Source organism: Streptomyces sp. NPDC057002, from assembly GCF_042673825.1.
Classification (GTDB): Bacteria; Actinomycetota; Actinomycetes; order Streptomycetales; family Streptomycetaceae; genus Streptomyces.
In genome coordinates this window covers 296555-320130 of the sequence record NZ_JBHURZ010000002.1, presented here as the reverse complement: position 1 = coordinate 320130, position 23576 = coordinate 296555, and the positions used below count along the sequence as shown (strand labels likewise).

The following is a 23576-nucleotide window of genomic DNA, read 5'->3' as shown; positions in this document are numbered from 1 at the left end:
GCGACCGTGCGGGTGCTGCTGGCCGAGGACGACGACGGTGTGGCGGGCGCGCTGACCGAGGCCCTGTACGACAACGGCCACGCGCCGGCCAGGGTCAAGCGCGGCGAGGACGTCCTCGCCCGCCACCGGCAGGCGGACCTGCTGCTGCTCGACCTCGGCCTGCCCGACCTGGACGGTCTGGAGGTGCTGCGCAAGCTGCGCGCGGTCAGCCCCCTGCCGGTGGTGGTGCTCACCGCGCGGGGCGACGAACGGTCGGTGGTGCGCGGCCTGCGGCTGGGCGCCGACGACTACCTGGTCAAGCCGGTCCGGCTGGCCGAGCTGCTGGCCCGCATCGAGGCCGTCACCCGGCGGGCGGCGGCGTCCTCGGCCCCGGCCACGCGCACGGTGCGGGCCGGGGACGTCGAGGTCGACCTGGACGCCCGCCGGGTGCTGGTCGGCGGTGCCGAGGTACGGCTGACCACCAAGGAGTTCGAGGTCCTCGCCGCGCTGGCGGCCCGGGCCGGCACGGCGGTCAGCCGCCAGCAGCTGATGGACGAGGTGTGGGGGGACGCCTTCCTCGCCGTGTCCCGCTCGCTCGACGTGCACCTCACCCAGGTGCGGGCCAAGCTCGGCCGCCCCGAGGTGCTGACCACCATCCGCGGCTTCGGCTACCGCTTCGGCGACTGAGCCGGTTCTCACGGCAGGCCCTGTTCATGCGCACCCGCGTCCTCACCGTGGTCCTGGCCTTCGTGGTTCTCGCCGTGGCCGGCTTCGCCGTGCCGCTGCTGGCCGTCACCTCGGCGCAGCGCACCCAGCAGCTCGTCGCGGCGCGCACCGCCGACCTCGACCGTTTCGCCGGGCTGGCCGAACAGGCCGCCGAGAGCGACGACACCGGGGCGCTCACCGCCGACGTGCGCCGCTACACCGAGCTGTACGGCGAGGCCGTCGTGGTCGTCGACGCCCGCCGCGCCCCGGTGGTGCAGACGGGCGGCCTGCGCGCCGCGGACCCGGCCGTCGCCCGGCTCGTGGACGCGGCGCTGCGCAACCAGCCCGTCTCGCCCGGAGGGACGCTGCGGCCCTGGTCCCGGGCCGACCGGCTGCTCGCCCGTCCCGTGGGCACCGGCACCAGGGTGTCCGGAGCCGTGGTGCTGCGGGCCTCGGTGCGGGTCGCGGCGGACGACATCGCCCTGCGCTGGGCGCTGGTCCTGGCCGGCGCCGGGCTGCTGGCCGTGGCCTGTGTGCTGCTCGCCCGCGCCGCCACGCGGTGGGTCGTACGGCCGCTGCACCGCCTCGACCGCGCGGTCGGCACCCTGGCCGCCGGGCTGCCGCCCGAGCACGCCCGGGCCGGCGGCCCGCCGGAGCTGCGCCAGCTGGCCACCGGCTTCAACCGCATGGCCGACGGCGTCACCACCGCGCTGGAACAGCAGCGCAGGCTCGTCGCCGACACCTCGCACCAGCTGCGCAACCCCCTGGCCGCCCTGCGGCTGCGCATCGACTCGCTCCAGCCCCACCTGCGCGCCTCCGCCACCCGCACCTACACCGGGGTGACGGGCGAGCTCGAACGCATGGAGCACCTCCTCGACGACCTGCTCACGCTGGCGAACGCCGAGCACCGCGCGGGCGAACTCGCCGTCTCGGACGCACGGGAGTCGTGCTGCGACGCGACGGCGGTCACCGCGGCCCAGGCCCGGCTGTGGCAGCCGGTGGCCGAACAGGCCGGAGTCCGTCTGGAGTTCGTCCCCGGCCCCGCCGTGCTCATGGCCTGCCCCGAGGGAGAGCTGGCCCAGGTGGCCGACATCCTCTTCGACAACGCGATCAAGTACGCAGGGGGCGGCGCTCGCGTGGAGGCACGCTGCATCGGCGAGGGCCCGGACACGGTGCTCGAGGTGCGGGACAACGGGCCGGGCCTCGCGGCCGGCGAACTCTCCCGGGCGGGCACCCGCTTCTGGCGCTCGGAACGGCACCGCGAGGTGCGCGGCAGCGGACTCGGTCTGGCGATCGCCGAGCGGCTGGTGGCCGGTCACACCGGACACGTCGAGTTCACGGCGGCCGAACCGCACGGCCTGCGCGTCCGGGTCGTCCTCCCGAAGGGGCACCCGGCATGACCGGCTCCGCCCATTCCATGAGCCGCCGCACCGCACTGCGCGCCGCACTCGGCATGGCGGGCACCGGCCTGCTCGCGGGTTCGGCGGCGGCCGACGCACGGCACGCGGACCGCGGACCGGAGGGAGAGCTGCGGATCGCGACCGGCGAGACCGACGGCTTCTACACGGCCTTCGGCCGGCTGCTCGCCGCCCAGGTCACGGCCGTCTACCCGCGGCTGTCCTGCGAGGTGGTCACCAGCGAGGGCAGCGTGGACAACGTTCGGCTGCTCCAGGCCCGCCGGGCCGATGTGGCGCCGGCCCTTTCGGACATCGCGTGGGCGGGGTACGGCGGCACCGCACCGTTCGACCGCCGTGTTCCGCTGCGCGCGATCGGCAGGGTCTATGAGAACTACGTGCAGCTGGCCGTGCGCTCCGACGCCCGCATCCACACGGTGACCGACCTGGCGGGCCGCACCGTCTCCCTGGGCGCGGCCGCGTCCGGCGGAGCGGTGCTCGGCGACCGGCTCCTGCGCGTCGCGGGTCTGACCCCCGGCACCGACGTACGGGTCCGGCATCTGCTGATGCCGGAGGCGGCCCGTGCGATGCGGGCCGGAACGATCGACGCCCTGCTGGTCGCCGGGGGCGTGCCGCTCCCCGTGCTCTCCTGGCTCGACACGCGCCCCGGTGTCCGCCTGCTGCCCCTGTCCGGTCTGCTGCCCCGGCTGCGGGCCGGCATGGGTTCGGCAGGGTCGGGGCTGGAGGCGGTGTCGGTGCCGGCCGGGGCGTACCGGAAGTCCCCCGAGGTCCCCACCATCGGCGTCGCCAACCTCCTGCTCTGCCGCCCCGACCTCCCTGCCTCCGTCGCCGCCGCCCTCACCCACGTCCTGGTCCGCCGCGCCACCCGCCTCGTCCCCGCCCCGGCCCTCGGCACCCAGTTCCTCGACGCCCGCAGCCTGATCTCCACGGGCGCTGTCCCGCTGCATCCCGGGGCGGTCGCCGCCTATCGCGAACTGCACGGGTAGCGACGGCGCTCCACCCCCATCCCTCAGCCGCCACGCCCGGGCTAAGATCCCGGCCATGGCCCTGACCATGAAAGACGTGGACCGGTTCGAAGCTGCGAGGCCCCGCCTGGAGGCCATCGCCTACCGTCTCCTGGGTTCCGCCAGCGAGGCCGAGGACGCCGTGCAGGAGACCTTCCTGCGCTGGCAGGCCGCCGACATCGACCGCGTCGAGGTCCCCGAGGCCTGGCTGACGAAGGTGCTCACCAACCTGTGCCTCAACCAGCTCACCTCGGCCCGCGCGCGGCGCGAGACCTACGTGGGCCAGTGGCTCCCCGAGCCGGTGCTCGCCGGGGACCCGATGCTCGGCCCGGCCGACACCGCCGAACAGCGCGAATCGGTCTCGTACGCGGTCCTCGCCCTGCTGGAGCGCCTCTCCCCCAGCGAGCGGGCGGTGTACGTCCTGCGGGAGGCGTTCGCCTACCCGCACCGGGAGATCGCCGAGATCCTCGACATCACCGAGGCCGCCGCCCAGCAGATCTTCCACCGCGCCAAGAAGCACGTCGCCGCCGGCAGGGCCCGCACCGAGGTCGACGAGGCCGCCGCCCGGCGGATCGTCGACGAGTTCCTCGCGGCCGCCACCAGTGGCCGGACCGAGCCGCTCGTGCGCCTGCTCACCCAGGACGCCATCTCGGTCGGCGACGGTGGCGGGAAGGTCCCGGCCCGCGCCAAGGCGTTCGAGGGTGCCCTCGCGGTCGCGAAGTTCATGCGGGGTCTGTTCAAGCCCGGCAAGGCCAAGCGCGATCTGGTCGGCGGATCGCCCGACGTCTACGCCACGACCGCCAACGGCGACCCCGCCCTCGTGGTGGTCCTCGACGGCCGCGTCATCGGCGTGATGTGCCTGGAGATCAGCGCCGAGGGCATCGCCGGGTTCCGCAACCAGGTCAACCCCGACAAGCTCGAACGCGCGACCAGGCGGTGGGCGGCCACCGACCACGGAGACCCGCTGCTCACGGTCTTCTGACACCACCGACGACGATGTGACGTGCTTCATACCACGTTCCTGTCAGGGAACGGCGGGCCGCCCGGTTCAAGGGGCGAGTCCCGCTCGAGACAGGAGCCCGAAATGCAGCACCGCATCGTCGTCCTCGGAGCCGGCTACACCGGAGCCATCGCCGCCGGCCGCCTCGCCAGGCGCCTGCACCGCGAAGACGTCGCCATCACCCTCGTCAACGCCGAGCCCGACTTCGTCGAGCGGGTCCGGATGCACCAGCTCGCGGCCGGCCAGGACCTCACGCCCCGGCCCTTCAGCGAGATGTTCGCGGGCACCGGCGTCGAGCTGAAGCTCGCGAAGGTCACCGGCGTCGACGTCGACCGCAGGACCGTCGCCGTCGTCGACGCGAAGGGCCCCGGGGAGCCGGAGACCGAGGCGCTGCGGACCGAGGAGCTGGAGTACGACACCCTCGTGTACGCCCTCGGCAGCGGCTGGAACGACCAGGGCGTCCCCGGCGTCGCCGAGCACGCCCACCAGATCGCCGGCCGCCCCGGGGCACTGCGGTTGCGCGAGCGCCTGGCCCGGCTGGATGCCGGAGAGTCCGTGGTCGTGGTCGGCGGCGGGCTCACCGGCGTGGAGGCCGCGACCGAGATCGCCGAGGCCCGCCCGGACCTCGACGTCGCCCTCGCCGCCCGCGGCGAACTCGGCGACTGGCTCTCCCCCAAGGGCCGCCGGCACCTGCGGAAGGTCTTCGGCAAGCTCGGCATCACCGTCCACGAGAACTCCTCCGTCACCGGCGTCGAGGCCGACCGCGTCACCACCGCCGATGGCGAGCTGATCCCCGCCGCGGTCACCGTGTGGACCACCGGCTTCGCCGTCCACCCGCTGGCGCAGGCCACCACCCTGGACGTCGACGACGCCGGGCAGATCCTGGTCGACGGCACCATGCGCTCGGTCTCGCACCCGGACGTGTACGCCGTCGGCGACGCGGCCCTGGCCGTGGGCCCCGGCGACAAGCCGCTGCGGATGTCGTGCGCCTCCGGCACCCCCATGGCATGGCAGGCCGCCGACGCCATCGCGGCCCGCCTGACCGGCGGAAAGCTCCCGAACGTCCCGCTGCGCTACTTCAACCAGTGCATCTCGCTGGGCCGCAAGGAAGGCCTGATCCAGTACGTCACCGCCGACGACCTCGCCGTCCGGGCGGCTCTGACGGGCCGGTTCGCCGCCGTCTACAAGGAACTGATCTGCAAGGGCGCGGCCTGGGGCGTCGCCAACCCGATGCTCGGCCTGCCGAGCCGTCGCCGCCACGTCGTGCGGCAGCCGGCCGGGGCGGATTCGCCGGTCGGGGCAGCGGCCTGACGCGCACGACAGCCCGACGGCCTCATGCCCCGAGGCCGTCGAGCAGCATGGCGAGCCCTCCCAGGAACTCCTGGTCCGCGCTGATGTTCCGGGCGTCTCGCGCGGTTTCGGTCATGTGGGGGAAGTCGGCGGGCGGCAGCTCGGTGATGGCTGTCGTCCCCGGGCCGGAGAGGGGCCCGAGGTGTTCCAGCTGGATCGCTCCGATGACATAGCCGAGCAGCGCGCGCAGGGCGACGACCCGACGGTCGCCCTCGATCCCCGCCTCGGTCAGGATCGCGGTCATGGTCTCCGACCAGCGCAGCACTGCGAGGGAGTGGTGCCGGTGGGTGATGGTCAGGGGGACGACCGCCGGATGAGCACCCACGGTGTCGCGCAGGCGCCGCACCATGACCTCGATCCGCTCGCGCCATGACGCGTCGGGATCCGGGGGCTCGGTGTTCACGGCGTTCAGCACGAGCTCGACGACGAGCCGTTCGAGCTCCTCGCGGTCGTGCACATACCGGTAGAGCCCCATGGTGCTCATGCCGAGCTCCTGGGCGACGGCGCGCATCGACAGCCCGGCGAGCCCGTCGCGGTCGATGACGGCGAGGGCGGCCGAGGCGAGCTGATCGGGGGTGAGGGAACGGGGACGTGGCATGACGGTTGACAGCGTACGGCATACGCCTACGCTGGTAGGCGTATGCCGTACGCCAACGGAGGGAATGTCCATGCGCCTGTCCCGTAGTCCGGTGGAGCCCGGGTCCACCGTGAACGCACGCACGCTCACCGCCGTCTCCGGCGACGAGGTCGCCGTTCCCGACCCCGGCCGGCTGGTCCACCTTCAGTTCCGGCGGTTCGCCGGCTGCCCGGTCTGCAATCTGCATCTCCGGTCGGTGATACGGCGACACGGGGAGATCGAGGCCGCCGGTGTACGCGAGGTCGTGGTCTTCCACTCGCCCGCCGAGGAACTGTCGCCCCACACGGCCGGTCTTCCGTTCGCCGTGGTCGCCGACCCCGGCAGGCGGCTGTACACGGAGTTCGGTGTGGAGCGGTCGCCCCGCGCCCTGCTCAGCCCGCGAGCCTGGGGACCGATCGTCCGGGCGGTCCTCAGCGGTGTACGGGAGGTCTCCCGCGGGCGGGAGCACCTGCCCTCGACGACCCCGCACGGCGGTCGGCTCGGCCTCCCCGCCGACTTCCTCATCGCTCCCGACGGCCGTGTCCTCGCCGCCAAGCACGGCGAGCACGTCTACGACCAGTGGTCGGTCGACGAACTGCTGGAACTGACGGCCCGCGCCCCTCGCACGCCCCGTACGAAACCCACGGCCCGATGACCGAGGGCCGCGGGTACCCGGACAGCACCAGGTTCACAGCGACGCGTTCTCCGGCGCCGTCGCCCAGGCGAATCCGTCCGGGTCGGTGAAGGTCCCGGCGTCGCTGTCGATCGTGAGCCGGTGCGATCCGGTGCCGTCCGGTGAGGTGCCGACGAGCTTGGCCAGGCCCCGGCGCTTGTAGAGCGCCAGCTTGACCGGGCCCGACCCGGTGGCGAACTCGACGTACTTGCCGCCGAAGCTCTTCCCCACGGCGAGACCGTGATCGACGTAGAACTGCTTGCTGGCCTTCACGTCCTCGACACCGAGCAGGAGCACGATCTCGTCGATCTGCCGGGCGGCCGGGCCGGTGTTCTTCTTCGACGACGAGGCCACCTGCCAGATCGTCCCGTCCGGGGCCTGTACGACGCCCCCGTAACCCCAGAGGGACTTGGCGGCGGGCTTCAGGGTCTCGGCACCGGCGTCCACGGCGGCGTCCATGAGGGCGTCGACGTTGGCCGGCTGGGACACCACGAGCGACAGCGTGAACCCGCGGAAGCCGGTGCTCGGTGCCTCCGAGGCCCGCAGACGTACCTGTCCGACGAGGCCGAAGGCGGTGGTGAGGAAGCGTTCGGCGGCGGTGGGGTCGGCCGCCTCGAGGGTGACGGATGCGATGGAAGTCATGACCTCGACGCTAGGTCGGCTCAGCGGTCCACGCTTCTCGAATCCTGACCGGATCGGCGACGAGCCCGGGACGCCCGGCGTGCCGACGGCCCGGTCCACGCCTAACGTGGGCCGGGCCAGCGCCGTCGCGGAGAGGAGCGTCCCATGCCGGTCGCTCGAAGCCCCCTGCACGGCCGGACCGCCGTGGTGACCGGTGCGGCGCGCGGCCTCGGGGAGGCGATGGCCCGGGAGCTGTGCCGCCGGGGCGCGAGGGTGGCGTTGCTCGGCCGTGAGGAGCGGACGCTGGCCCGGGTGCGGGACAGCCTTCAGGGCGTGGCCGAGTGCTGGGAGGTCGATGTCACGGACGAGCGCGGGATGGCTCGCGCCGCCGACGGGATCCGGGCGCGCTTCGGGCCGCCCTCGGTGGTGATCGCCAACGCGGGGGTCGCCGAGGGCGGACCGTTCGCCGAGGCCGATCTCGAGGTCTGGCGCCGGGTCGTCGAGGTGAACCTCGTCGGCAGTGCCGTCACCGCGCGGACGTTCCTGGCGGACCTCCTGGACACGCGGGGCTACTTCCTCCAGGTCGCGTCGCTCGCGTCCATCGGGGCGGCGCCGATGATGAGCGCCTATTGCGCGTCGAAGGCCGGGGTCGAGTCGTTCGCCCACGCGCTGCAGGCGGAGGTCGCCCATCAGCGGGTGGGCGTGGGCATCGCGTACATCAACTGGACGGACACGGACATGGTCCGCGACGCCGACGCGCACGCGGTGCTGCGGGAGTTGCGCGGCCACATGCCGCGTCCGGCGCGCAAGGTGTATCCCGTCCCGTACGTCGCCGGGCGGCTGGTCAGGGCGGTCGAACGGCGCCGGCCTTCGGTCTACATGCCCCGTTGGCTGCGGTACACCCAGCTGGTGCGGGCGGCGATGCCGCCGGTCGTCACGCGACTGTCGCGACGTGAACTGCCGCGTCTCGCCGCCGACGAGCCGTTCACTGCCACGGGGCTGCTCGGCGCCGGAGGCCGCGCCGACCAGGAGGCGGCCGGCGTCGACCCTCCGCCCGGCTGAACGCCCGCTCTGCGGATCCGTGCATCCGCCGGCACCGGTGCGTCCGAAGTACTCGTGTGAGAGCGAATGCGGCCGGTCGCCCCGCCGCGACAGGCGCGGTCCTGCCGCAAAGCCCATGATCGAGGGAGTGAGGCCGCAACACCGGAGCGCACGCGTGGAGGAGCCGATCGTGGAGACAGGCGGACAACGGGACGCACAGTCGCTGCACTGTCTGGTGACCGGAGCGTCCGGGTACATCGGCGGGCGTCTGGTGCCGGAACTGCTCCAGGCCGGTCACCGGGTCCGGTGCCTGGCCCGCTCCCCCGGCAAGCTCCGCGATCACCCCTGGGCGGGGCACGCCGAGACGGTCCGGGGGGATGTCACGGACGCCGATTCGGTCGCCGCCGCGATGCGCGGTGTCGACGTCGCGTACTACCTGGTGCACGCCCTGGGGACCGGTCCGGGCTTCGAGGAAACCGACCGCAGGGCGGCCCGGGTCTTCGCCGAGCAGGCGCGCGCCGCCGGTGTGCGGCGGATCGTCTACCTCGGCGGGCTCACACCGCGGGGAGTTCCCGAGGAGTCCCTCTCCCCGCATCTGCGGTCCAGGGCCGAGGTGGGACGCGTCTTCCTCGGCGCGCCGGTGCCGGCCACGGTGCTGCGGGCGGCGGTCGTCATCGGCTCGGGGTCGGCGTCCTTCGAGATGCTGCGCTATCTGACCGAGCGGCTGCCGGTCATGGTCACGCCCAGTTGGGTGCACACCCGGACCCAGCCGATCGGCGTACGGGACGTGCTGCGGTACCTGGTCGGTTCGGCCTCGATGCCGGATGACGTCGACCGCGCGTTCGACATCGGCGGGCCGGATGTCCTCACCTACCGGGACATGATGGACCGGTACGCCGAGGTGGCCGGGCTGCGGCGCAGGCTGATCGCGCCGGTGCCGGTGCTCACCCCGAGGCTGTCCAGCCACTGGGTCGGCCTGGTCACCCCGGTGCCCGCCGCCCTCGCCCGGCCGCTGACGGAGTCGCTGCGCCACGAGGTCGTGTGCCGCGAGCACGACATCGCCCGGTACGTGCCCGACCTTCCGGGCCGGCCGCTGCCGTTCGACGCGGCGCTGGCACTGGCCTTGCGCAAGGTGCGGGAGGCGCAGGTCGTCACCCGCTGGTCGTCCGCCGCCGTGCCCGGGGCGCCCAGCGATCCGCTGCCCACCGACCCGGACTGGGCGGGCGGCAGCCTCTACGAGGACGAGCGGCACCTCCCCGTGGACGCGTCCCGGGAGTCGCTGTGGAAGGTGATCGAGGGCATCGGCGGCGACAACGGCTGGTACTCCTTCCCGCTCGCCTGGACGGTCCGGGGCTGGCTGGACCGCTTCGTCGGCGGTGTCGGCCTGCGCCGCGGACGACGTGACGCCGAGCGGCTGCGGGCCGGCGACTCATTGGACTTCTGGCGGGTCGAGGAGATCGAGCCGAGCCGCCTGCTGAGACTGCGGGCGGAGATGCGCCTGCCCGGCCTGGCATGGCTGGAGATGTACGCGGAGACGGACGACGCGGGCCGCACGCGCTACCGGCAGCGCGCCCTCTTCCATCCCCGGGGACTGCTGGGGCACGCCTACTGGTGGTCCCTCTCCCCGTTCCACGCCGTCGTCTTCGGCGGCATGGCCCGCAACATCACCCAGGCCGCCGCCAAGGGCATGAGCGCGCGCGGGGCCGGCCCGCGCCCCGGCCGCATCCGGACCGCCCGCCGCGAACGAAGAGTCAGGCAGTAGAGATCCACACCGCACCCTCAGGAGCATCGCCATGACCGTCGCGGTCGTCTTGTTCACCTCGGATCTGCGGGTGCACGACCATCCGCCGCTGCGCGCCGCACTGGCGTGGGCGGACGAGGTGGTGCCGCTCTTCGTCCGCGATCCCGGTGTCCACGCCGCGGGCTTCGACGTGCCCAACCGCGCCGCTTTCCTCGCCGACTGCCTGGCCGACCTCGACGCCTCGCTGCGCCGGTGCGGCGGCAGGCTCGTCGTCCGCAAGGGCCCTGTCGTCCAGGAGGTCTGCGCGGTGGCCGCGGAGTGCGGGGCGACGGAGGTGCACCTTTCGGCGGGCGTCAGCGGCTACGCCCACCGGCGGGAGGAGCAGCTGCGGGACGCGCTGCGCGGACAGGGCGTGGCGCTGCATGTGCACGACAGCGTGATCACGGCCGTGGCGCCCGGAACCGTGACGCCCGCGGGCAACGACCACTTCGCCGTGTTCACCCCCTACTTCCGCCGGTGGTCGCAGGAGCGGCTGAGGGACGTCTTTCCCGCGCCGCGCACCGTGGCCGTCCCCGACGCCGTGCGGGGCGAGCCGCTGCCGTCCCGGGACGGGCTGTCCGGCCTCTCGCCGGGCCTGCCCACCGGGGGCGAGACACCGGGACGCGACCGGTTCACCCGCTGGGTGCGGAGCGGCCTGTCCGAGTACGAGGACCGGCACGACGATCTGGCGGGCGACGCGACCTCCAGGCTCTCGCCGTATCTGCACTTCGGTGCCCTGTCGCCGGTGGAGCTGGTCCAGCGGGCCCGGGAGCGCGGCGGGCCGGGGGCGGAGGCGTTCGTACGGCAGTTGTGCTGGCGCGACTTCCACCATCAGGTGCTGGCGGCCCGCCCCGACGCCTCCGGTCAGGACTACCGGACCCGGCACGACCGGTGGCGGACCGAGGACGAGGCCGCCGAGGACATCGCCGCGTGGCGGGACGGCCGCACCGGCTATCCGGTCGTCGACGCGGCCATGCGCCAGCTGCGCCACGAGGGGTGGATGCACAACCGGGCGCGGCTGCTGGTGGCGAGTTTCCTGGTCAAGACGCTGTATGTGGACTGGCGGATCGGCGCCCGGCACTTCCTGGACCTGCTGGTGGACGGCGACATCGTCAACAACCAGCTCAACTGGCAGTGGGTCGCCGGGACCGGCACCGACACCCGCCCCCACCGCGTCCTCAATCCGGTCGTCCAGGGCAAGCGCTTCGATCCGGCGGGCGGATACGTACGGCGGTGGGTGCCGGAACTGGCGGACGTGCCCGATGCACGCGTCCATGAGCCCTGGCGGCTGTCCGAAGAGGAGCGGGCGCGGGTGGACTACCCGCGGCCGCTGATCGATCTCGGTGAGGGCCTGGCACGGTTCAAGCACGCGCGCGGCCGGGACTGACGGCGGGAGTGCCGCATGCACTGGCTCTTCGGTGATCAGCTCGGTCCGCACTTCCTGCGGCCGTCGGAGGACAGCGGTCCGGCCCGGGACACGCCGTTGCTGATGATCGAGGCCCGGTCGGTGTTCCGGCGCCGGCGCTTTCACCGGGCCAAGGCGCACCTGGTCCTGTCCGCCATGCGTCACCGGGCTGCCGAACTCGGCGACCGCGTCACCTACGTGCGCGGCGACACCTACCGGGAAGGGCTCGCCCGGGCGGCGCGCGGCCGGGCCCTGACCGTGCACCACCCGACCTCGTACGCCGCGCTGCGGCTGGTGCGCTCGCTGCCGCAGGTCACGACGGGCCCGGCGCGCGGATTCCTGGTGCCGATGGACGCCTTCGCCGGGTGGGCGGACGGTCGGGGCGGCAGGAGCGTGCGTCAGGAGGACTTCTACCGCTGGGTCCGGCGCGGACACGACCTGCTGATGGACGGCGACCGGCCCGCGGGAGGCCGCTGGAACCTCGATCACGACAACCGGCGGCCGCCGCCCCGTGGCGCGACCGCCCTGCCGGTCGACCGTCCCTACCGGCCGCGCGAGGACGACATCGACGAGCAGGTCCGCCATGACCTCGACCGCTGGGAGAAGGACGGTGACGTGAGCTTCGTCGGGCGGGACGGGCCACGCCTGTTCCCCGCGACCCGTGCCGAGGCCCGGGCGGCACTGCGGCGCTTCATCGAGCGCCGGCTCACCGACTTCGGCCCGTACGAGGACGCCATGCTGGCCGCCGACCCCGTCATGAGCCACAGTCTGCTGTCGTCCTCGCTCAACCTGGGCCTGCTCGACCCCGCCGAGTGCGTCGAGCAGGCCGAAACGGCGTGGCGCGAGGGGCGGGCGCCGCTGAACAGCGTGGAGGGCTTCGTCCGGCAGATCGCCGGCTGGCGCGAGTACGTGTGGCAGCTGTACTGGTACTTCGGCGAGGACTACCGGAACTCCAACGCGCTGCGCCACACCGCCCCGCTGCCGGACTGGTGGAACGAGCTGGACGCGGACGCCGTGGACGCGCGCTGTCTGCGCACGGTGCTGTCCCAGGTACGCGACACGGGATGGACCCACCACATCCCCCGGCTGATGATCCTCGGAAGCCACGCGCTCCAGCGGGGCTGGGATCCGGCCGCGGTCACGGACTGGTTCCACCGCTGCTTCGTCGACGGCTACGACTGGGTGATGGTGCCCAATGTCGTCGGCATGTCCCAGTACGCCGACGGCGGCCGGATGACGACCAAGCCGTACACGTCCGGCGGTGCCTATGTGAACCGGATGAGCGACCTGTGCGGCTCGTGCGTCTACCGGCCGGCGGACCGGACCGGCGCCCACGCGTGCCCCTACACCGCGGGGTACTGGGCCTTCCTCGACCGGCATCGCTCCGCGCTGGAGCGCAACCACCGCATGGCCCGGGCCGTGCGCGGCCTGGACCGGCTCGCCGACCTCACCGATGTGCGACGCCAGGAGCGGGCCCGCGGTGACTCACCGCCCTGACACGACCGACTCCACCACCGCGAGGGCCTCGGCAAGGCCGGGGGGATGGGGCAGTCCGGCAACGGTCTGCCCGGCCCAGCCCGGCCCCATGGTCAGGACGACCGGCTTCCTGCGGGCACCGCGCACCCCCCATCGCATCGCGGCCACATGCTGGGCCAGTGGTCTGCTGGCCGTGGTGCGGGACTGCGCCCACAAGCCCACCGCGGCCGGCCCGGTCCGGCGCACCGCCGCGACGACCGATTCGACGGGCAGCGCGGCACCGAACATGCGTACCGGCAGACCGCGTTCGGCCAGCGCGGCGGTCAGCACCTCCAGCGGCAGGGTGTGGTTCTCCCCCGGTACGCAGGCGAGCACGGTGGTGATGCCCGGGCCGTCGGCGGTCACGGGTGGTGTGCTGCGCCGCAGCGCCCCGGAGACGTGCCACGACAGGAAGTGCTCCACCTCGACGTACTTCTCGCCCGAGCTCTCCCACTTGCGGCCGGTCGCCTGCAGGGTCGGCATGATCACCTCGGTCCAGGCCGTGACCAGTCCGTGGTCGGCGATCGCCGCCAGCAGCAGTTCGTCCAGGGCGGCGGCGTCGAGGCGCAGGGCGGCACGGGCGATGCCCCTCGACTCCTGCCGCACATCGCCGAGTCGCATACCGCTCCCGGCCCGGCTGCGGCCGCGGGGCACAGGACGCTGCGGTGGGAGCGGTGCCCGTGTGCCCGGGGCCCCGTCCGGCGGCGCGGCGCCGAGCGCGATGCGCGCAGCCTCGGCAGGGGGCAGCCCGGTCGCCGTCAGGGCGCACATCCGCTCCAGACGGGCCACGTCCGCGGCGGTCCAGCGCCGGTGCCTGCCGCCGGTGTGCGCGTCGGGACCGATGCCGTAGCGGCGGTCCCACGATCGGACCGTGGTGGGCGCCACCCCGAAGCGTCTCGCCACCTCTCCGGTGGTGAGCCCGCCGCTCCCCGGGTCCTCGTCGTGCCGGCCGTCGCCGTCACCTCTGCTCACAGACCCACTGTACGACGCACAAACGACGCATGTTGCCTGCGTCGTTTGTGCGTCACAACACTGGGACGCGTGCGGACGGCCGCACCTCGCGCATGGCAGGAGGAACCAGGCCATGACCATCGACACCCATGAAGAAACCAGGTACGAGGACGAACTGGCCCACGGATTCCGTGCCGCCGACGAGGACGCCTTCGCCGCGGTCTACCGGCGCTGGGCCCCCTTGGTCCACACCATGGCCACCCGGTCGCTCGGCGACACGTACGAGGCCGACGACGTCACCCAGCAGGTGTTCCTCGGCGCCTGGCGTGGCCAGGCCGGCTTCCGCCCGGAGCGGGGCCCGTTGGGCGCCTGGCTCGTGGGCATCACCCGTCGCAAGATCGTCGATGCGCTGGCCGCCCGGAGCAGACGGCTGGCTCTCGCCGACTCGCTCGCCCACGCCGACGACCCGCCCGGACGGGACGAGTCGGCGGCGGAGGAGGTCCTGGACCGGGTTCTGCTGGTGAACGAGTTGTCCTGTCTGCCGCGGCACCAGCGGCACGTGCTGTGTCTGGCCTTCTACGAGGACCTGACCCAGGCCCAGATCGCGGAACGGACCGGAATGCCCCTCGGCACGGTGAAGAGTCACGCCCGCCGTGGCCTGCAGCGTCTGCGCACGGCGATCGAACCGGGCCAGGTCCGCTGGACGGGCGTCTAGGCGCGACGCCGGACCCGCCCGCGAAGGTCACCGAAGCCACGAAAGGTACATTTCGCGCATCCACGGCGGTCGCCCTTCACGAAACGACATCGAGACTCCGCAACGTGCGGAGGCGCATTCGAAGGGATCACCCCATGATTTCCCGGACCTCTCTCGCTGTCGCCGCGTCGGCCGCCGCCTGCGCCCTGACCCTGGGCGCCACCGCGCCCGCCATGGCGGGTGCCGCCTCACAGGACCAGGCCATGGTGTCCGTCTTCCACGGCATTCCCGGGATGACCGTCGATGTCTACGCCAACGGTGACGAGCTGCTCGGCGACTTCAAGCCCGGCACGGTGACCGACCCGCAGGCGCTCAACGCCGGTACGTACGACATACAGATCTTCGAAGCAGGCCAGAACCCGGACGGCACACCCGCCCTCGAGAAGGAGATCAAGGTGCCCGAAGGCGGGAACGCCACGATCGCGGCCCACCTCACCGCCGACGGCACACCCCAGCTGACGGCCTTCACCAACGATGTCTCGCAGGTCGACGAAGGCAAGGCACGCCTCACGGTGCGTCATGTCGCCGCGGCGCCCGCCGTCGACGTCCGTGCGAACGGACAGCCGCTCTTCACCGGCCTGGAGAACCCCAAGGAGGCCACCGCCGAGGTCGAGGCGGGCACCGTGAATGCCGATGTCGTGCTCGCCGGCACGGACAACGTGGCCATCGGCCCGGCCGACCTGACTCTCAAGGCAGGGACGGCCAATGTCGTCTACGCCTGGGGCAGCGCCGAGGACAAGAACCTGGCGCTGGCGACCCAGACGCTCAGCGGCACGAAGTAGGTTCGGTGGGCCGGCGGTCCAGGAGGTAGCGCAGCCGCACATCGCGTCGGTCCGCTCCCCTGGCCGTACGGTCCGCGACGGCCGTTTCCCAGCAGGCCGCGAGGGCGTCCCGGAAGAAGCTGGAGGCGGACTCGTCGCGTGCGGCGGTCTCCACCAGGACCCGTTCCGGCTCGTGCGCGGACTCGCCGGAGCGGTCCCCGGAGTCGGCTCGCGGCCTGGTGCGGTTGGGCAGGCCGGTGGCCGTCGGCTCGGCCTGCCGTACGGACCGGGAGACCGCTGACGTGGCGGCCAGGATGATCTCGAGTTGTTCGGCGAAGTGCGGGCCGGGGAGCGGGATTTCGTAGCCGGGGTTGCGGGCGTACCCGGCGGCGACGGCGGTGGTGACGTAGGCCTTGACCGCGATGAACGTCTCGGTGCGGTCGCGGCGGGCGGTCGGGGCCAGTCCGCTGAGGATGCGCAGGACCGTGGGAATGCTGGTGTCGACGCCGAGGCCGCTGTCGGCCGGTGCGTCGTCGCCGGCCTGCTTGTGCCACAGGGCGGCCGCCTGCCGGTCGCCGAGCGCGAGGTGGTGCAGGTAGAGGCAGTAGGAGGCCGCGGGTTCACCGGCCCCGGCGGCGTACTGCCACCAGAACCGCGCGCCGTCCCGCTCGTCGGCGAGTTGCAGGACGCAGCCCAGGATCCAGGCGCCGCGCGGGGAGGGCAGCTGTTCGGTGACGAAGTCGGCGAGCTGGCCGGGCGTGGAGTGGACGACGACCGCCTCGCACAGGGCCCGCAGACTCCGGGCGGCGTTGTCGTCGGCCAGGTCGCCGCCGCCGACGTCCCACAGCGGGGTGCCGTCCGGGGCGAAGGCCGGGTAGGCGGTGTCCTCGTACGGGACGGTGTCCGACGGCACGTGGGGATCGTGCAGCAGGAGCGAGCGGGAGAGGAGATCGTCGATGGCGGTCATGGCGGGGTGCTCACTCCCGGTGGTCATGGCGGTGGTAGGTGCCTTCCAGGGCGCCTCGGGCGTGGTGGTCGATGGACTGGGTGATGGCAGCGGACAGGCCGACGACGTCGGGGACCGCGTCGGGGTGGATGCCGCACAGATAGCGCAGGACGGTGACGTCGAGCTGGTTCTGGGGCAGCCGGGCGACGGCGTCGAAGAACTCGGCGAGCCGGCCGATGCGGGCGAACCGGGCGGTGAGATCGTCGATCCGGCTCTGGTCGACGGTCTGGAACGCCGCCGGGCGCAGATCGGGGTGTCCGGCCGGGTGGAGCTGGGCCCGTAACAGGACGCGGGAGCGCAGCAGCCGCCACGCGTGGCGGGGGACGTTGGGGCCGGCGACGGCGTCGTCCCAGCCCAGCCAGAGGATGTCGCAGGCTTCCGAGACGACCCAGTGGGCGCGCCGGTCGCTCTGCAGGAAGGCGCGGGCGTAGGCGGTGTAGGGGTGGCGCATGGCCTCGGTGAAGCCCTGGTGCGCGAGCGGGGGCCGTTCCGGGGGCAGCGGCTGGACGGCGTGTATGCGGCTCTCGATCCACGCGGCGTCCTTGGCCGCCTCGCGTGCCGCCGCGGTCCAGAGACGGCGCAGCGGCCAGACGGGGATGTCCAGGGCCCGGACCACGCTGTAGGTGATCTCCCAGCCGGGGTAGTAGCCCTTGCCGCGCAGCAGTTCGCTGATGCGGGCCTTGGAGTAGCCGGAGCGGCCGACGAGGTCGTCGAGCGTGAGCCCGCTGGCGAAGAGCCTGCTGCGCACCGGCTCCAGCCAGGCCCGGTGGGAGGGGCCCACCTGCTCACCGATCGACTCCGGTTTGCGGCCGCGCCTGCTCGGCGGCTCGCCGTCGGGCTGCTCGTACGCGGAGAACGGGGTCATCGCACCGACTCCTCGGGTCCGGCCGCTATGGCCGTCGGGGCGGCGTCCACCGGGGTGTGGCGCGGGGACTGCGCGGTGTGGAGGGCGGCGACGATCTGCTGTACGAGCAGTCCGAGCGACGGCAGCAGCGCGGCCACGGCCGCGAGGTGCCCCAGCACGGTCATCACCGTGCTCCACGCGAAGACCGCCACCATCACGACGACGGTCAACACCTGCTTACTGGACATCGCACCTTGTCTCTCAACTCGAGGCGTCTGGAAGGCTCTTCCACGGCGGTGCTGAGGCGCTGCGGAGGAGTTGGACGTCAGCATGGTGTGTCGACCGCCGGACACTCAACGTGATCATGGAGTTACGGAACAATGCCGCCGGGCGTCTCTGCGCCCGCAGCGCGCCTCACTGGGCCATGTCGGTCACACGCGCGTGCAAAACATGGCGGATTGAACGCTTTTGAAGGCGGAAACGTACTTCTCGCTGCGACACCCGGGGCGAGGCGCACCATGGAACACGGACGCCTCCCCGGGCGTCGGACCTTCCAGTCTGGAAGGACGAGCGGTCCCTTCGTGCTGAAGAACCACCGGAGGGGACCGCACCGCTCCCGCCCAGACCCCGTGCTGGGCGGGAGCCGCTGTCACACCGGGCTACCCGCCCTGCCGGCGCACCATCTCGGTGATCCAGACCGGCGCGAACGGGGATGTGCAGCCGGGGGACGTCGGGTAGTCCTTGAGTACCTCCAGGCGCTCGCCGATGTCGATGGCACGGGTGCGGTGGCCGGCGTGCTCGATGCCGATCCGGGCCAGGCAGTGGTTCATCGCCCACTGCAAGCGGTCCGGGGCGTCCTTCATCTCCGCCTCGATGACGTCGAGCAGTCCCGCGAGGTCGAGGCTCTCGGGCTTCTTCGCCACGTGTTCGGTGGTCAGCGCCCAGCCGGCGCTCGCGACCACGGGATCCGGATCGGCGGACCAGGCCAGGCGCAGCTCCTCGGAGTGCGGGCTCTTCTTCACCACATAGTTCACGAGCCAGTCGTGCACCTTGGGGGCGCGCGCCTCGCGCAGCATGACGTCCAGTTCGGCACGCTCGAATGCCTTCGGGCGGCAGATCAGGATCGCCAGCAGTCTCGCCGCGGTGTCATCCGTCTTCCAGAGCCGGCCCGCGAGTTCCTGCTGTGTCTTCAGCCGCTTGGCGAGCGCGCGCAGCTTGCCGAGGTTCACACCGTGATCGTCACCGTGCCTCTCGTTCACCGCGCGCGCCTTCGGGTCCTCGAGCGCGGCCAGCTCGGCCATCACCTCGGCGACCGTCGTCCGGATCCGCGCCGTCTCGGCCACCTCGGCCTCCTGTCCCTCGCGAGCGGCATTCACCCTACGACGGAACCCGGCTGCCGGGACGCCCCCGATCAGCCCGAGTGCCCCCAGTCCAGGCGGTCGGCCAGCCCGGCGGCCGTGAAGGCGGCCTGGAGTGCGTCGCGGCCCTCGGTGAAGTGGGTCCAGCTGTCGTAGTGGACAGGGACGACCCGGCGGGCGCCGAGTATCCGCGTGGCTTCGGCGGCCTGGGCGCTGTCCAGCACGAGGGTGCTTCCGTCGAAGAGGCCGGCGAAGCGGGGTGCGCCCGCGAAGAGGACGGCGGTGTCCACCGGCCCGAAGCGCTCGGCGGTCTCCCTGACCGCGTCGAGGGAGGCGTTGTCGCCGCTGACGTACACGGTGGGCAGTCCGTCTCCGGTCAGGACGAATCCGACGACCTGTCCGGTGATCGCCTCGGTCTCCTCGCGCGGCCCGGGGCCGTGGACGGCGGGGACGCCGGTCACGGTGACGGTGCCGCCGTCGGGGCGGTCCAGCTCGGCCGACTCCCAGTCGGCCAGCCCCCTGGCCTTGTCGCCGAGCCGCTTGCCGCCACCGGGGGTGGTGAGGGTCAGCGGTACGTCGGCGAGGAGGGCCCGGCCGGCGCGGTCGAGGTTGTCGGCGTGCTCGTCGTGGGAGAGCAGGACCACGTCGACACGGCCGAGCTCGGCGGGGCTGCCGGAGGCGGGGGCGGTCTTGGTCAGGACCGGGCCGCCCGACTCCGGGTAGTCGCCGGGGGCGTCGAAGGTGGGGTCGGTCAGGAACCGCAGGCCGCCGTACTCGAAGAGAGCGGTCGGGCCGCCGAAGACGCGGACGGGGAACTGCTCACGGGTCGTCACTGAAGGAGCCACAGAAGAAACACCTCACGGATGGGAGCGACTTATCCGTGAGAGAACGTAGCACGCTTCTCACGGATACGAGCAAGCCGTACCATGAGATCCATGGATGTGAACGCCGCCGCCGAAGCCGCCGAAGCCGACGGACTCACCGAACCCGCCGTGCCCCCCGCGCCGGGTGACGAGCAGTACCCGGCCCTCGCCTTCGCCAACAGCACCATCGCGTCGCCCGGCGGAAAGTTCACCGACTTCCTCGGCACACCGGCGCAGGCGAATCAGTGGCTGGCGGACCGCGGCCTCGCCCCCGTGGACGCGGGCCTCCGGGAGATGTGCACGGCACAACTGCGGTCGCTGCGCGAGCAGATCAGGTCGTTGCTGGCTTCCCGCGTCGAGGCGGTGCCGGCCCTGCCCGCCGCCCTCGCGGCCGTCAACGACGCCATGACCAAGGTGCCGACCGCCTCGCTGCTCCAGTGGGACGAGAAGAACGGCCCCTACCGGACGCCCCCGCACCCGACCACCGAGATCGTCGACCACGCTCTCGCGACCCTGGCCGCCGACGCGGCCGACCTGCTGACCGGGCCCGACGCCGAGCGCCTCATCGCCTGCGGATCCCCGCCCTGCGGCCGCTATCTGCTGCGGCACGGCCGCCGCCACTGGTGTTCGACACGCTGCGGCGACCGCGCACGCGCGGCCCGCGCCTACGCACGTCGTACCCGGGCGGGAGCCGATGCCGACTAGAGCTTGAAGACGAGCTCGGCCTGGTCCCGCTCGGCGGTGTGCAGTTCCCAGTACAGCGGGGCGATCTGCTCGGGCCGGGCCGCCTCAAGACCGGGGATGACGGAGACACCGATCGACGAGTCGATGCCGATGTGCGCGGCCTGGATGCCGGTGCCGGCGTCGGCCAGCTCCTTGTGCAGGTTCATCACCCAGTTGCGCAAAGCCGCCGCGGCGGCGTTGACGTTGGCGACACGCGGGTCGGGCCGGATGGAGCCTGCGCCGGTGGTGTAGAGCAGGGTGCCCGCACCGGCCTCGCGCATGGCCGGCAGCACGGCCTGCGTGGCGGCGATGGCCCCGTACAGCTGGAAGTTCATCTCGAACTCCACATGGGACGGCTCGGTGCCGGTCGGAGCGGTCAGGGCGGTGACACCGAACGTCCCCACCGGGGAGTACTCCAGGACGTCGATGCCGCCGAACTCGGCCGCGGCGCCCTTGAGCGCCTCGGTGAGCCCGGCACGGTCGAGCACGTCCGCAGGGAACGCGGCGGCGTTCACACCCTCGGCGGTGAGCTTGCCGACGAGGTCGTCGAGCTTGCCCCGGTCGCGGGAGATCAGGGCGACGTCGAAGCCCTGGGAGCCGAAGGTGCGGGCGATGGCCAGGCCCAACTGGGGGCCGGCTCCGACGATGGCGATGCTGGGCACGGCAAGTCCTTTCACTGTGGGCCACATGAGACCCAGTCATTTGGATAGGCCTGTCCACTTTCAAAGTGGATAGGCCTTACCGGTTCACTGGGCCACCGTACCACCGAAACCGGATAGGGCAATCCGGTTACTGACGCGGTCGCTAGGGTGGACGGCGTGGAGCTCCTACACCTGCGCTACTTCGTCGCCGTCGCCCAAGAACTGAACTTCTCCACCGCGGCCCGCAAACTGCACATGGCGGCATCCCCGCTGAGCCGGCGGATCAAGGACCTCGAGAGTGAACTAGGGCACCGGCTGTTCGACCGCGACACGCATCGGGTGAGACTCACCCCGGCCGGCACGGCACTGCTGCCGCTCGCGCGCGGCGTTCTGGAGCAGGTCGACTCCATCCGGTGGCGCCTCGACGAGACGGCCCGGCCGCAGCGGACCACGTTGCTGCTCGGCGTCCCCAGCGGCATCCATCCGGACCTGCGCGAAAGGATGGACACCCTCGCCGAGCGGGTCGGCGACCGGTTCGAGATCAAACGCTGGCCGGGCGGCACCGACCGGCTGGTCGACGCGGTGTGCGACGGACGGCTCGCGCTGACGCTGGCCCGGCTGCCGGTCGGCGGCGACCCCGCCCTGGAACAGTTGCCGGTGATGTCGGAGCGGCTCGGCGCGGTCGTGCCCAGGGACCGCTTCCCGGGGCGGGAGTCTGTCGCGCTGGCGGAGCTGGCCGAGCTCGCCTACGCGGGCTCCCCCACGGCCGTGACCAACGCGTATTTCCGCGGACTCGACCAGCAGCTGTCCGATCTCGGCATCAAGAAGCGGATCGAACTGAGCAGCGTCACCTTCGACGGAGTTTCCGAGATAGTGGCCAGCGGGCTGGCATTCTCCATTTCCATGCTGGATTCCAGAAGCCCTGTGCAGAATTATCGTCTTGACAATGTGGCAGTCCTCCCCTTCTCTGATTTCCATCCGACAATGGAGACCGGACTGTTCTGGCGCAAGGACCGAGCCAACGGCGGTGACCTGGAAGAAGTCATCGCCATCGCCCGCGAAGTATTCGCCGAGCCTCTTCACGCCTAAATCCCTGGAGAACCCACCGGAAAGGCGGTATGACCACTGCGGTCATACCGCCTTTCGCTATTTGGTCATTCCGTTCGAGACCGGCCCTTGCTAACTTAGTTTCCAGATACACACATGCGGCGAAGCTAGGAGTGAAGGTAACGATGACGGAAATCACGGACACCACCGCCGGCCCTCTGGACGGCGTGCGCGTGATCGACCTCTCGACCGTGGTGATGGGCCCGTACGCCGCCCAGATCCTCGGTGACCTGGGCGCCGACGTGATCAAGATCGAGTCGCCCGCCGACACCGTGCGGGTGGGCCACTACCGCACGACGCCGGGCATGACCCCGCTGAACCTGAACGTCAACCGCAACAAGCGGAGCGTGACCCTCAACCTCAAGGACGAGACCGACCGGGAGCGCGCCCTCGACCTGGTCGACACCGCGGACGTGCTGATCACGAACATGCGGCCGGGCGCGCTGCACCGCCTGGGTCTGTCGTACGCCGACATCGCCGCCCGCAATCCGCGGCTCGTCTACGCGCACGCCCAGGGCTTCCGCGGCGATTCGGACCGCGCCGGTCACGCCGCGTACGACGAGACCGTGCAGGCAGCGTCCGGCCTGGTGGACATCGCCGACCGCGCACTGGGCGAGCCCGTCTACCTGCCGACCATCATCGGCGACAAGGTCTCCTCCCTGACCATCGCCTACAGCGTGCTCGCGGCCCTGCTGCACCGGGACAGGACCGGCCTGGGCCAGCAGGTCGAGATCCCGATGACGGACACGCTGATCGCCTTCAACCTCGTCGAGCACCTGGCGGGCCACACCCACGTCCCGGAGAGCAGCCCCACCGGCTTCCCGCTGTCGATGCTCAAGGGCCACAAGGCGGTGCGCACCAAGGACGGCCTGGCCTGTGTCATCCCGTACAACCCGCAGAACTACCGTGACTTCTTCACGGCCGCCGGTCGCCCGGACCTCGCCGAGGACCCGCGGGTCGGCGGGGAAGCCATCGACAGCGCCGACCACGAGGGCCTGGCCGAGCTGATCGGTGTGTGCGCCCCGGCGCTGACCACCGAGGAGTGGGCGGAGGTGTGCGCCAAGCACAGCATTCCGATGGCGCCGGTGCTGGAGCTGGAGAACGCCCACGAGGACCCCTACGTCCGCGACGGTCACCTGCTCGACACCGTCGAGCACCCGACCGAGGGCACCGTCCGCACCATCGGCATCCCGGTGCGCTTCTCCGCGACCCCCGGCTCGATCCGCCGGCTGGCGCCGGTCGCGGGCCAGGACACCGAGGAAGTCCTCGCCGAACTCGACGCCGCCCGCTGAGCGCCGTCGCTTTCCCTCCCCCCCCGTCTCGGGGGGGGGGGGGGGGGGGCGCCGGCCCCCCCGCCGGGCCCCCCCCCCCCCCCCCCCCCCCCCCGCCGGGGGGGGGGCGGGGCGCGGCGCGCGGGCGGGCCGGCCCCGGGCGGCGGGGGGGGGGGGGGCGGGCCGCCGCCCG

The 23576-nt window shown here is 72.5% G+C and carries 24 protein-coding genes; 15 read left to right on the top strand and 9 right to left on the bottom strand.

Annotated elements, in window-relative coordinates; genetic code table 11:
• Positions 1-6 precede the first annotated feature (6 nt).
• From ACFT32_RS09615 to ACFT32_RS09595, 5 genes are all read left to right on the top strand, one after another.
• Positions 7-666: a response regulator transcription factor gene (locus ACFT32_RS09615; protein WP_382487643.1), complete on the top strand. Its 660-nt coding sequence runs from the start codon at positions 7-9 to the stop codon at positions 664-666.
• Between the two features lie 26 nt (positions 667-692).
• Complete coding sequence (locus ACFT32_RS09610; protein WP_382487642.1) at positions 693-2084, top strand: sensor histidine kinase; 1392 nt, start codon at positions 693-695, stop codon at positions 2082-2084.
• Positions 2081-3085 (top strand): TAXI family TRAP transporter solute-binding subunit, encoded by a 1005-nt coding sequence (locus ACFT32_RS09605; protein ID WP_382487640.1) that lies wholly within the window; start codon positions 2081-2083, stop codon positions 3083-3085. The genes ACFT32_RS09610 and ACFT32_RS09605 overlap by 4 nt, the downstream gene beginning before the upstream one ends.
• Positions 3086-3140: 55 nt before the next feature.
• Positions 3141-4085 carry an RNA polymerase sigma-70 factor gene (locus ACFT32_RS09600; RefSeq protein ID WP_382487638.1) on the top strand — a complete coding sequence of 315 codons (945 nt, stop codon included), beginning with the start codon at positions 3141-3143 and terminating at the stop codon, positions 4083-4085.
• Between the two features lie 102 nt (positions 4086-4187).
• Positions 4188-5414, top strand: a complete 1227-nt coding sequence (locus ACFT32_RS09595; RefSeq protein ID WP_382487636.1) for an NAD(P)/FAD-dependent oxidoreductase — start codon at positions 4188-4190, stop codon at positions 5412-5414.
• 22 nt (positions 5415-5436) lie between these two features.
• On the opposite strand, the gene ACFT32_RS09590 is transcribed toward ACFT32_RS09595, so the two are convergent.
• Positions 5437-6051, bottom strand: coding sequence for a TetR/AcrR family transcriptional regulator (locus ACFT32_RS09590; RefSeq protein ID WP_382487635.1), 615 nt, complete (start codon positions 6049-6051; stop codon positions 5437-5439).
• Between the two features lie 70 nt (positions 6052-6121).
• On the opposite strand from ACFT32_RS09590, the gene ACFT32_RS09585 reads away from it, so the two are divergent.
• Positions 6122-6724 carry a peroxiredoxin-like family protein gene (locus ACFT32_RS09585; protein ID WP_382487633.1) on the top strand — a complete coding sequence of 201 codons (603 nt, stop codon included), beginning with the start codon at positions 6122-6124 and terminating at the stop codon, positions 6722-6724.
• Positions 6725-6757: 33 nt separating this feature from the next.
• Here ACFT32_RS09585 and ACFT32_RS09580 read toward each other — a convergent pair whose 3' ends face one another.
• Positions 6758-7384: a glyoxalase gene (locus ACFT32_RS09580; RefSeq protein ID WP_382487631.1), complete on the bottom strand. Its 627-nt coding sequence runs from the start codon at positions 7382-7384 to the stop codon at positions 6758-6760.
• Positions 7385-7528: 144 nt separating this feature from the next.
• Between ACFT32_RS09580 and ACFT32_RS09575 the strand changes: the two genes are divergently transcribed.
• From ACFT32_RS09575 to ACFT32_RS09560, 4 genes are all read left to right on the top strand, one after another.
• Positions 7529-8425: an SDR family oxidoreductase gene (locus tag ACFT32_RS09575; RefSeq protein ID WP_382487630.1), complete on the top strand. Its 897-nt coding sequence runs from the start codon at positions 7529-7531 to the stop codon at positions 8423-8425.
• Positions 8426-8594: 169 nt separating this feature from the next.
• Complete coding sequence (locus tag ACFT32_RS09570; protein ID WP_382487628.1) at positions 8595-10166, top strand: SDR family oxidoreductase; 1572 nt, start codon at positions 8595-8597, stop codon at positions 10164-10166.
• Between the two features lie 31 nt (positions 10167-10197).
• The gene (locus ACFT32_RS09565; RefSeq protein WP_382487626.1) at positions 10198-11571 is read left to right on the top strand and encodes a cryptochrome/photolyase family protein; all 1374 of its coding nucleotides are present in this window, start codon (positions 10198-10200) and stop codon (positions 11569-11571) included.
• Between the two features lie 15 nt (positions 11572-11586).
• A complete protein-coding gene (locus ACFT32_RS09560) occupies positions 11587-13086 on the top strand; it encodes a cryptochrome/photolyase family protein (RefSeq protein ID WP_382487624.1) in 1500 nt (499 codons plus the stop codon).
• Here ACFT32_RS09560 and ACFT32_RS09555 read toward each other — a convergent pair.
• Positions 13075-14076 carry a MerR family transcriptional regulator gene (locus tag ACFT32_RS09555; protein ID WP_382487622.1) on the bottom strand — a complete coding sequence of 334 codons (1002 nt, stop codon included), beginning with the start codon at positions 14074-14076 and terminating at the stop codon, positions 13075-13077. The genes ACFT32_RS09560 and ACFT32_RS09555 overlap by 12 nt on opposite strands.
• Positions 14077-14188: 112 nt before the next feature.
• On the opposite strand from ACFT32_RS09555, the gene ACFT32_RS09550 reads away from it, so the two are divergent.
• Positions 14189-14770, top strand: coding sequence for an RNA polymerase sigma factor (locus ACFT32_RS09550; RefSeq protein ID WP_382487621.1), 582 nt, complete (start codon positions 14189-14191; stop codon positions 14768-14770).
• A 134-nt stretch (positions 14771-14904) separates the two neighbouring features.
• Positions 14905-15591, top strand: coding sequence for a DUF4397 domain-containing protein (locus ACFT32_RS09545; RefSeq protein WP_382487619.1), 687 nt, complete (start codon positions 14905-14907; stop codon positions 15589-15591).
• Here the strand turns inward: ACFT32_RS09545 and ACFT32_RS09540 are convergent.
• From ACFT32_RS09540 to ACFT32_RS09520, 5 genes are all read right to left on the bottom strand, one after another.
• Positions 15575-16564, bottom strand: coding sequence for a DUF6207 family protein (locus tag ACFT32_RS09540; protein ID WP_382487617.1), 990 nt, complete (start codon positions 16562-16564; stop codon positions 15575-15577). The genes ACFT32_RS09545 and ACFT32_RS09540 overlap by 17 nt on opposite strands.
• Positions 16548-17441 carry an XRE family transcriptional regulator gene (locus ACFT32_RS09535; RefSeq protein ID WP_382487615.1) on the bottom strand — a complete coding sequence of 298 codons (894 nt, stop codon included), beginning with the start codon at positions 17439-17441 and terminating at the stop codon, positions 16548-16550. The genes ACFT32_RS09540 and ACFT32_RS09535 overlap by 17 nt, the downstream gene beginning before the upstream one ends.
• Entirely contained in the window at positions 17438-17668 is a 231-nt protein-coding gene (locus ACFT32_RS09530) for a hypothetical protein (RefSeq protein ID WP_382487613.1), read from the bottom strand. Before ACFT32_RS09530 ends, ACFT32_RS09535 begins: the two co-directional genes overlap by 4 nt.
• 411 nt (positions 17669-18079) lie before the next feature.
• Complete coding sequence (locus ACFT32_RS09525) at positions 18080-18721, bottom strand: DNA alkylation repair protein (protein WP_382488838.1); 642 nt, start codon at positions 18719-18721, stop codon at positions 18080-18082.
• Positions 18722-18831: 110 nt separating this feature from the next.
• Positions 18832-19623, bottom strand: a complete 792-nt coding sequence (locus tag ACFT32_RS09520; protein WP_382487611.1) for an MBL fold metallo-hydrolase — start codon at positions 19621-19623, stop codon at positions 18832-18834.
• Between the two features lie 90 nt (positions 19624-19713).
• On the opposite strand from ACFT32_RS09520, the gene ACFT32_RS09515 reads away from it, so the two are divergent.
• Complete coding sequence (locus tag ACFT32_RS09515; RefSeq protein ID WP_382487609.1) at positions 19714-20346, top strand: ABATE domain-containing protein; 633 nt, start codon at positions 19714-19716, stop codon at positions 20344-20346.
• Here ACFT32_RS09515 and ACFT32_RS09510 read toward each other — a convergent pair.
• Positions 20343-21026, bottom strand: coding sequence for an SDR family NAD(P)-dependent oxidoreductase (locus ACFT32_RS09510; RefSeq protein WP_382487607.1), 684 nt, complete (start codon positions 21024-21026; stop codon positions 20343-20345). The genes ACFT32_RS09515 and ACFT32_RS09510 overlap by 4 nt on opposite strands.
• Positions 21027-21182: 156 nt before the next feature.
• Here ACFT32_RS09510 and ACFT32_RS09505 point away from each other — a divergent pair, with 156 nt between their 5' ends.
• Together ACFT32_RS09505 and ACFT32_RS09500 are read left to right on the top strand one after the other, a co-directional pair.
• Positions 21183-22094, top strand: a complete 912-nt coding sequence (locus ACFT32_RS09505) for a LysR family transcriptional regulator (protein WP_382488836.1) — start codon at positions 21183-21185, stop codon at positions 22092-22094.
• A gap of 143 nt (positions 22095-22237) precedes the next feature.
• A complete protein-coding gene (locus ACFT32_RS09500; protein WP_382487606.1) occupies positions 22238-23404 on the top strand; it encodes a CaiB/BaiF CoA transferase family protein in 1167 nt (388 codons plus the stop codon).
• Positions 23405-23576: the final 172 nt, after the last annotated feature.

Coding starts and splice junctions, on each gene's coding strand:
- ACFT32_RS09605 (WP_382487640.1), top strand. CDS start 2,081: ATGACCGGCTCCGCCCATTCCATGAGCCGCCGCACCGCACTGCGCGCC.
- ACFT32_RS09530 (WP_382487613.1), bottom strand. CDS start 17,668: ATGTCCAGTAAGCAGGTGTTGACCGTCGTCGTGATGGTGGCGGTCTTC.
- ACFT32_RS09580 (WP_382487631.1), bottom strand. CDS start 7,384: ATGACTTCCATCGCATCCGTCACCCTCGAGGCGGCCGACCCCACCGCC.
- ACFT32_RS09600 (WP_382487638.1), top strand. CDS start 3,141: ATGGCCCTGACCATGAAAGACGTGGACCGGTTCGAAGCTGCGAGGCCC.
- ACFT32_RS09610 (WP_382487642.1), top strand. CDS start 693: ATGCGCACCCGCGTCCTCACCGTGGTCCTGGCCTTCGTGGTTCTCGCC.
- ACFT32_RS09595 (WP_382487636.1), top strand. CDS start 4,188: ATGCAGCACCGCATCGTCGTCCTCGGAGCCGGCTACACCGGAGCCATC.
- ACFT32_RS09550 (WP_382487621.1), top strand. CDS start 14,189: ATGACCATCGACACCCATGAAGAAACCAGGTACGAGGACGAACTGGCC.
- ACFT32_RS09545 (WP_382487619.1), top strand. CDS start 14,905: ATGATTTCCCGGACCTCTCTCGCTGTCGCCGCGTCGGCCGCCGCCTGC.
- ACFT32_RS09590 (WP_382487635.1), bottom strand. CDS start 6,051: ATGCCACGTCCCCGTTCCCTCACCCCCGATCAGCTCGCCTCGGCCGCC.
- ACFT32_RS09540 (WP_382487617.1), bottom strand. CDS start 16,564: ATGACCACCGGGAGTGAGCACCCCGCCATGACCGCCATCGACGATCTC.
- ACFT32_RS09575 (WP_382487630.1), top strand. CDS start 7,529: ATGCCGGTCGCTCGAAGCCCCCTGCACGGCCGGACCGCCGTGGTGACC.
- ACFT32_RS09535 (WP_382487615.1), bottom strand. CDS start 17,441: ATGACCCCGTTCTCCGCGTACGAGCAGCCCGACGGCGAGCCGCCGAGC.
- ACFT32_RS09585 (WP_382487633.1), top strand. CDS start 6,122: ATGCGCCTGTCCCGTAGTCCGGTGGAGCCCGGGTCCACCGTGAACGCA.
- ACFT32_RS09560 (WP_382487624.1), top strand. CDS start 11,587: ATGCACTGGCTCTTCGGTGATCAGCTCGGTCCGCACTTCCTGCGGCCG.
- ACFT32_RS09500 (WP_382487606.1), top strand. CDS start 22,238: ATGACGGAAATCACGGACACCACCGCCGGCCCTCTGGACGGCGTGCGC.
- ACFT32_RS09525 (WP_382488838.1), bottom strand. CDS start 18,721: ATGGCCGAGCTGGCCGCGCTCGAGGACCCGAAGGCGCGCGCGGTGAAC.
- ACFT32_RS09565 (WP_382487626.1), top strand. CDS start 10,198: ATGACCGTCGCGGTCGTCTTGTTCACCTCGGATCTGCGGGTGCACGAC.
- ACFT32_RS09515 (WP_382487609.1), top strand. CDS start 19,714: ATGGATGTGAACGCCGCCGCCGAAGCCGCCGAAGCCGACGGACTCACC.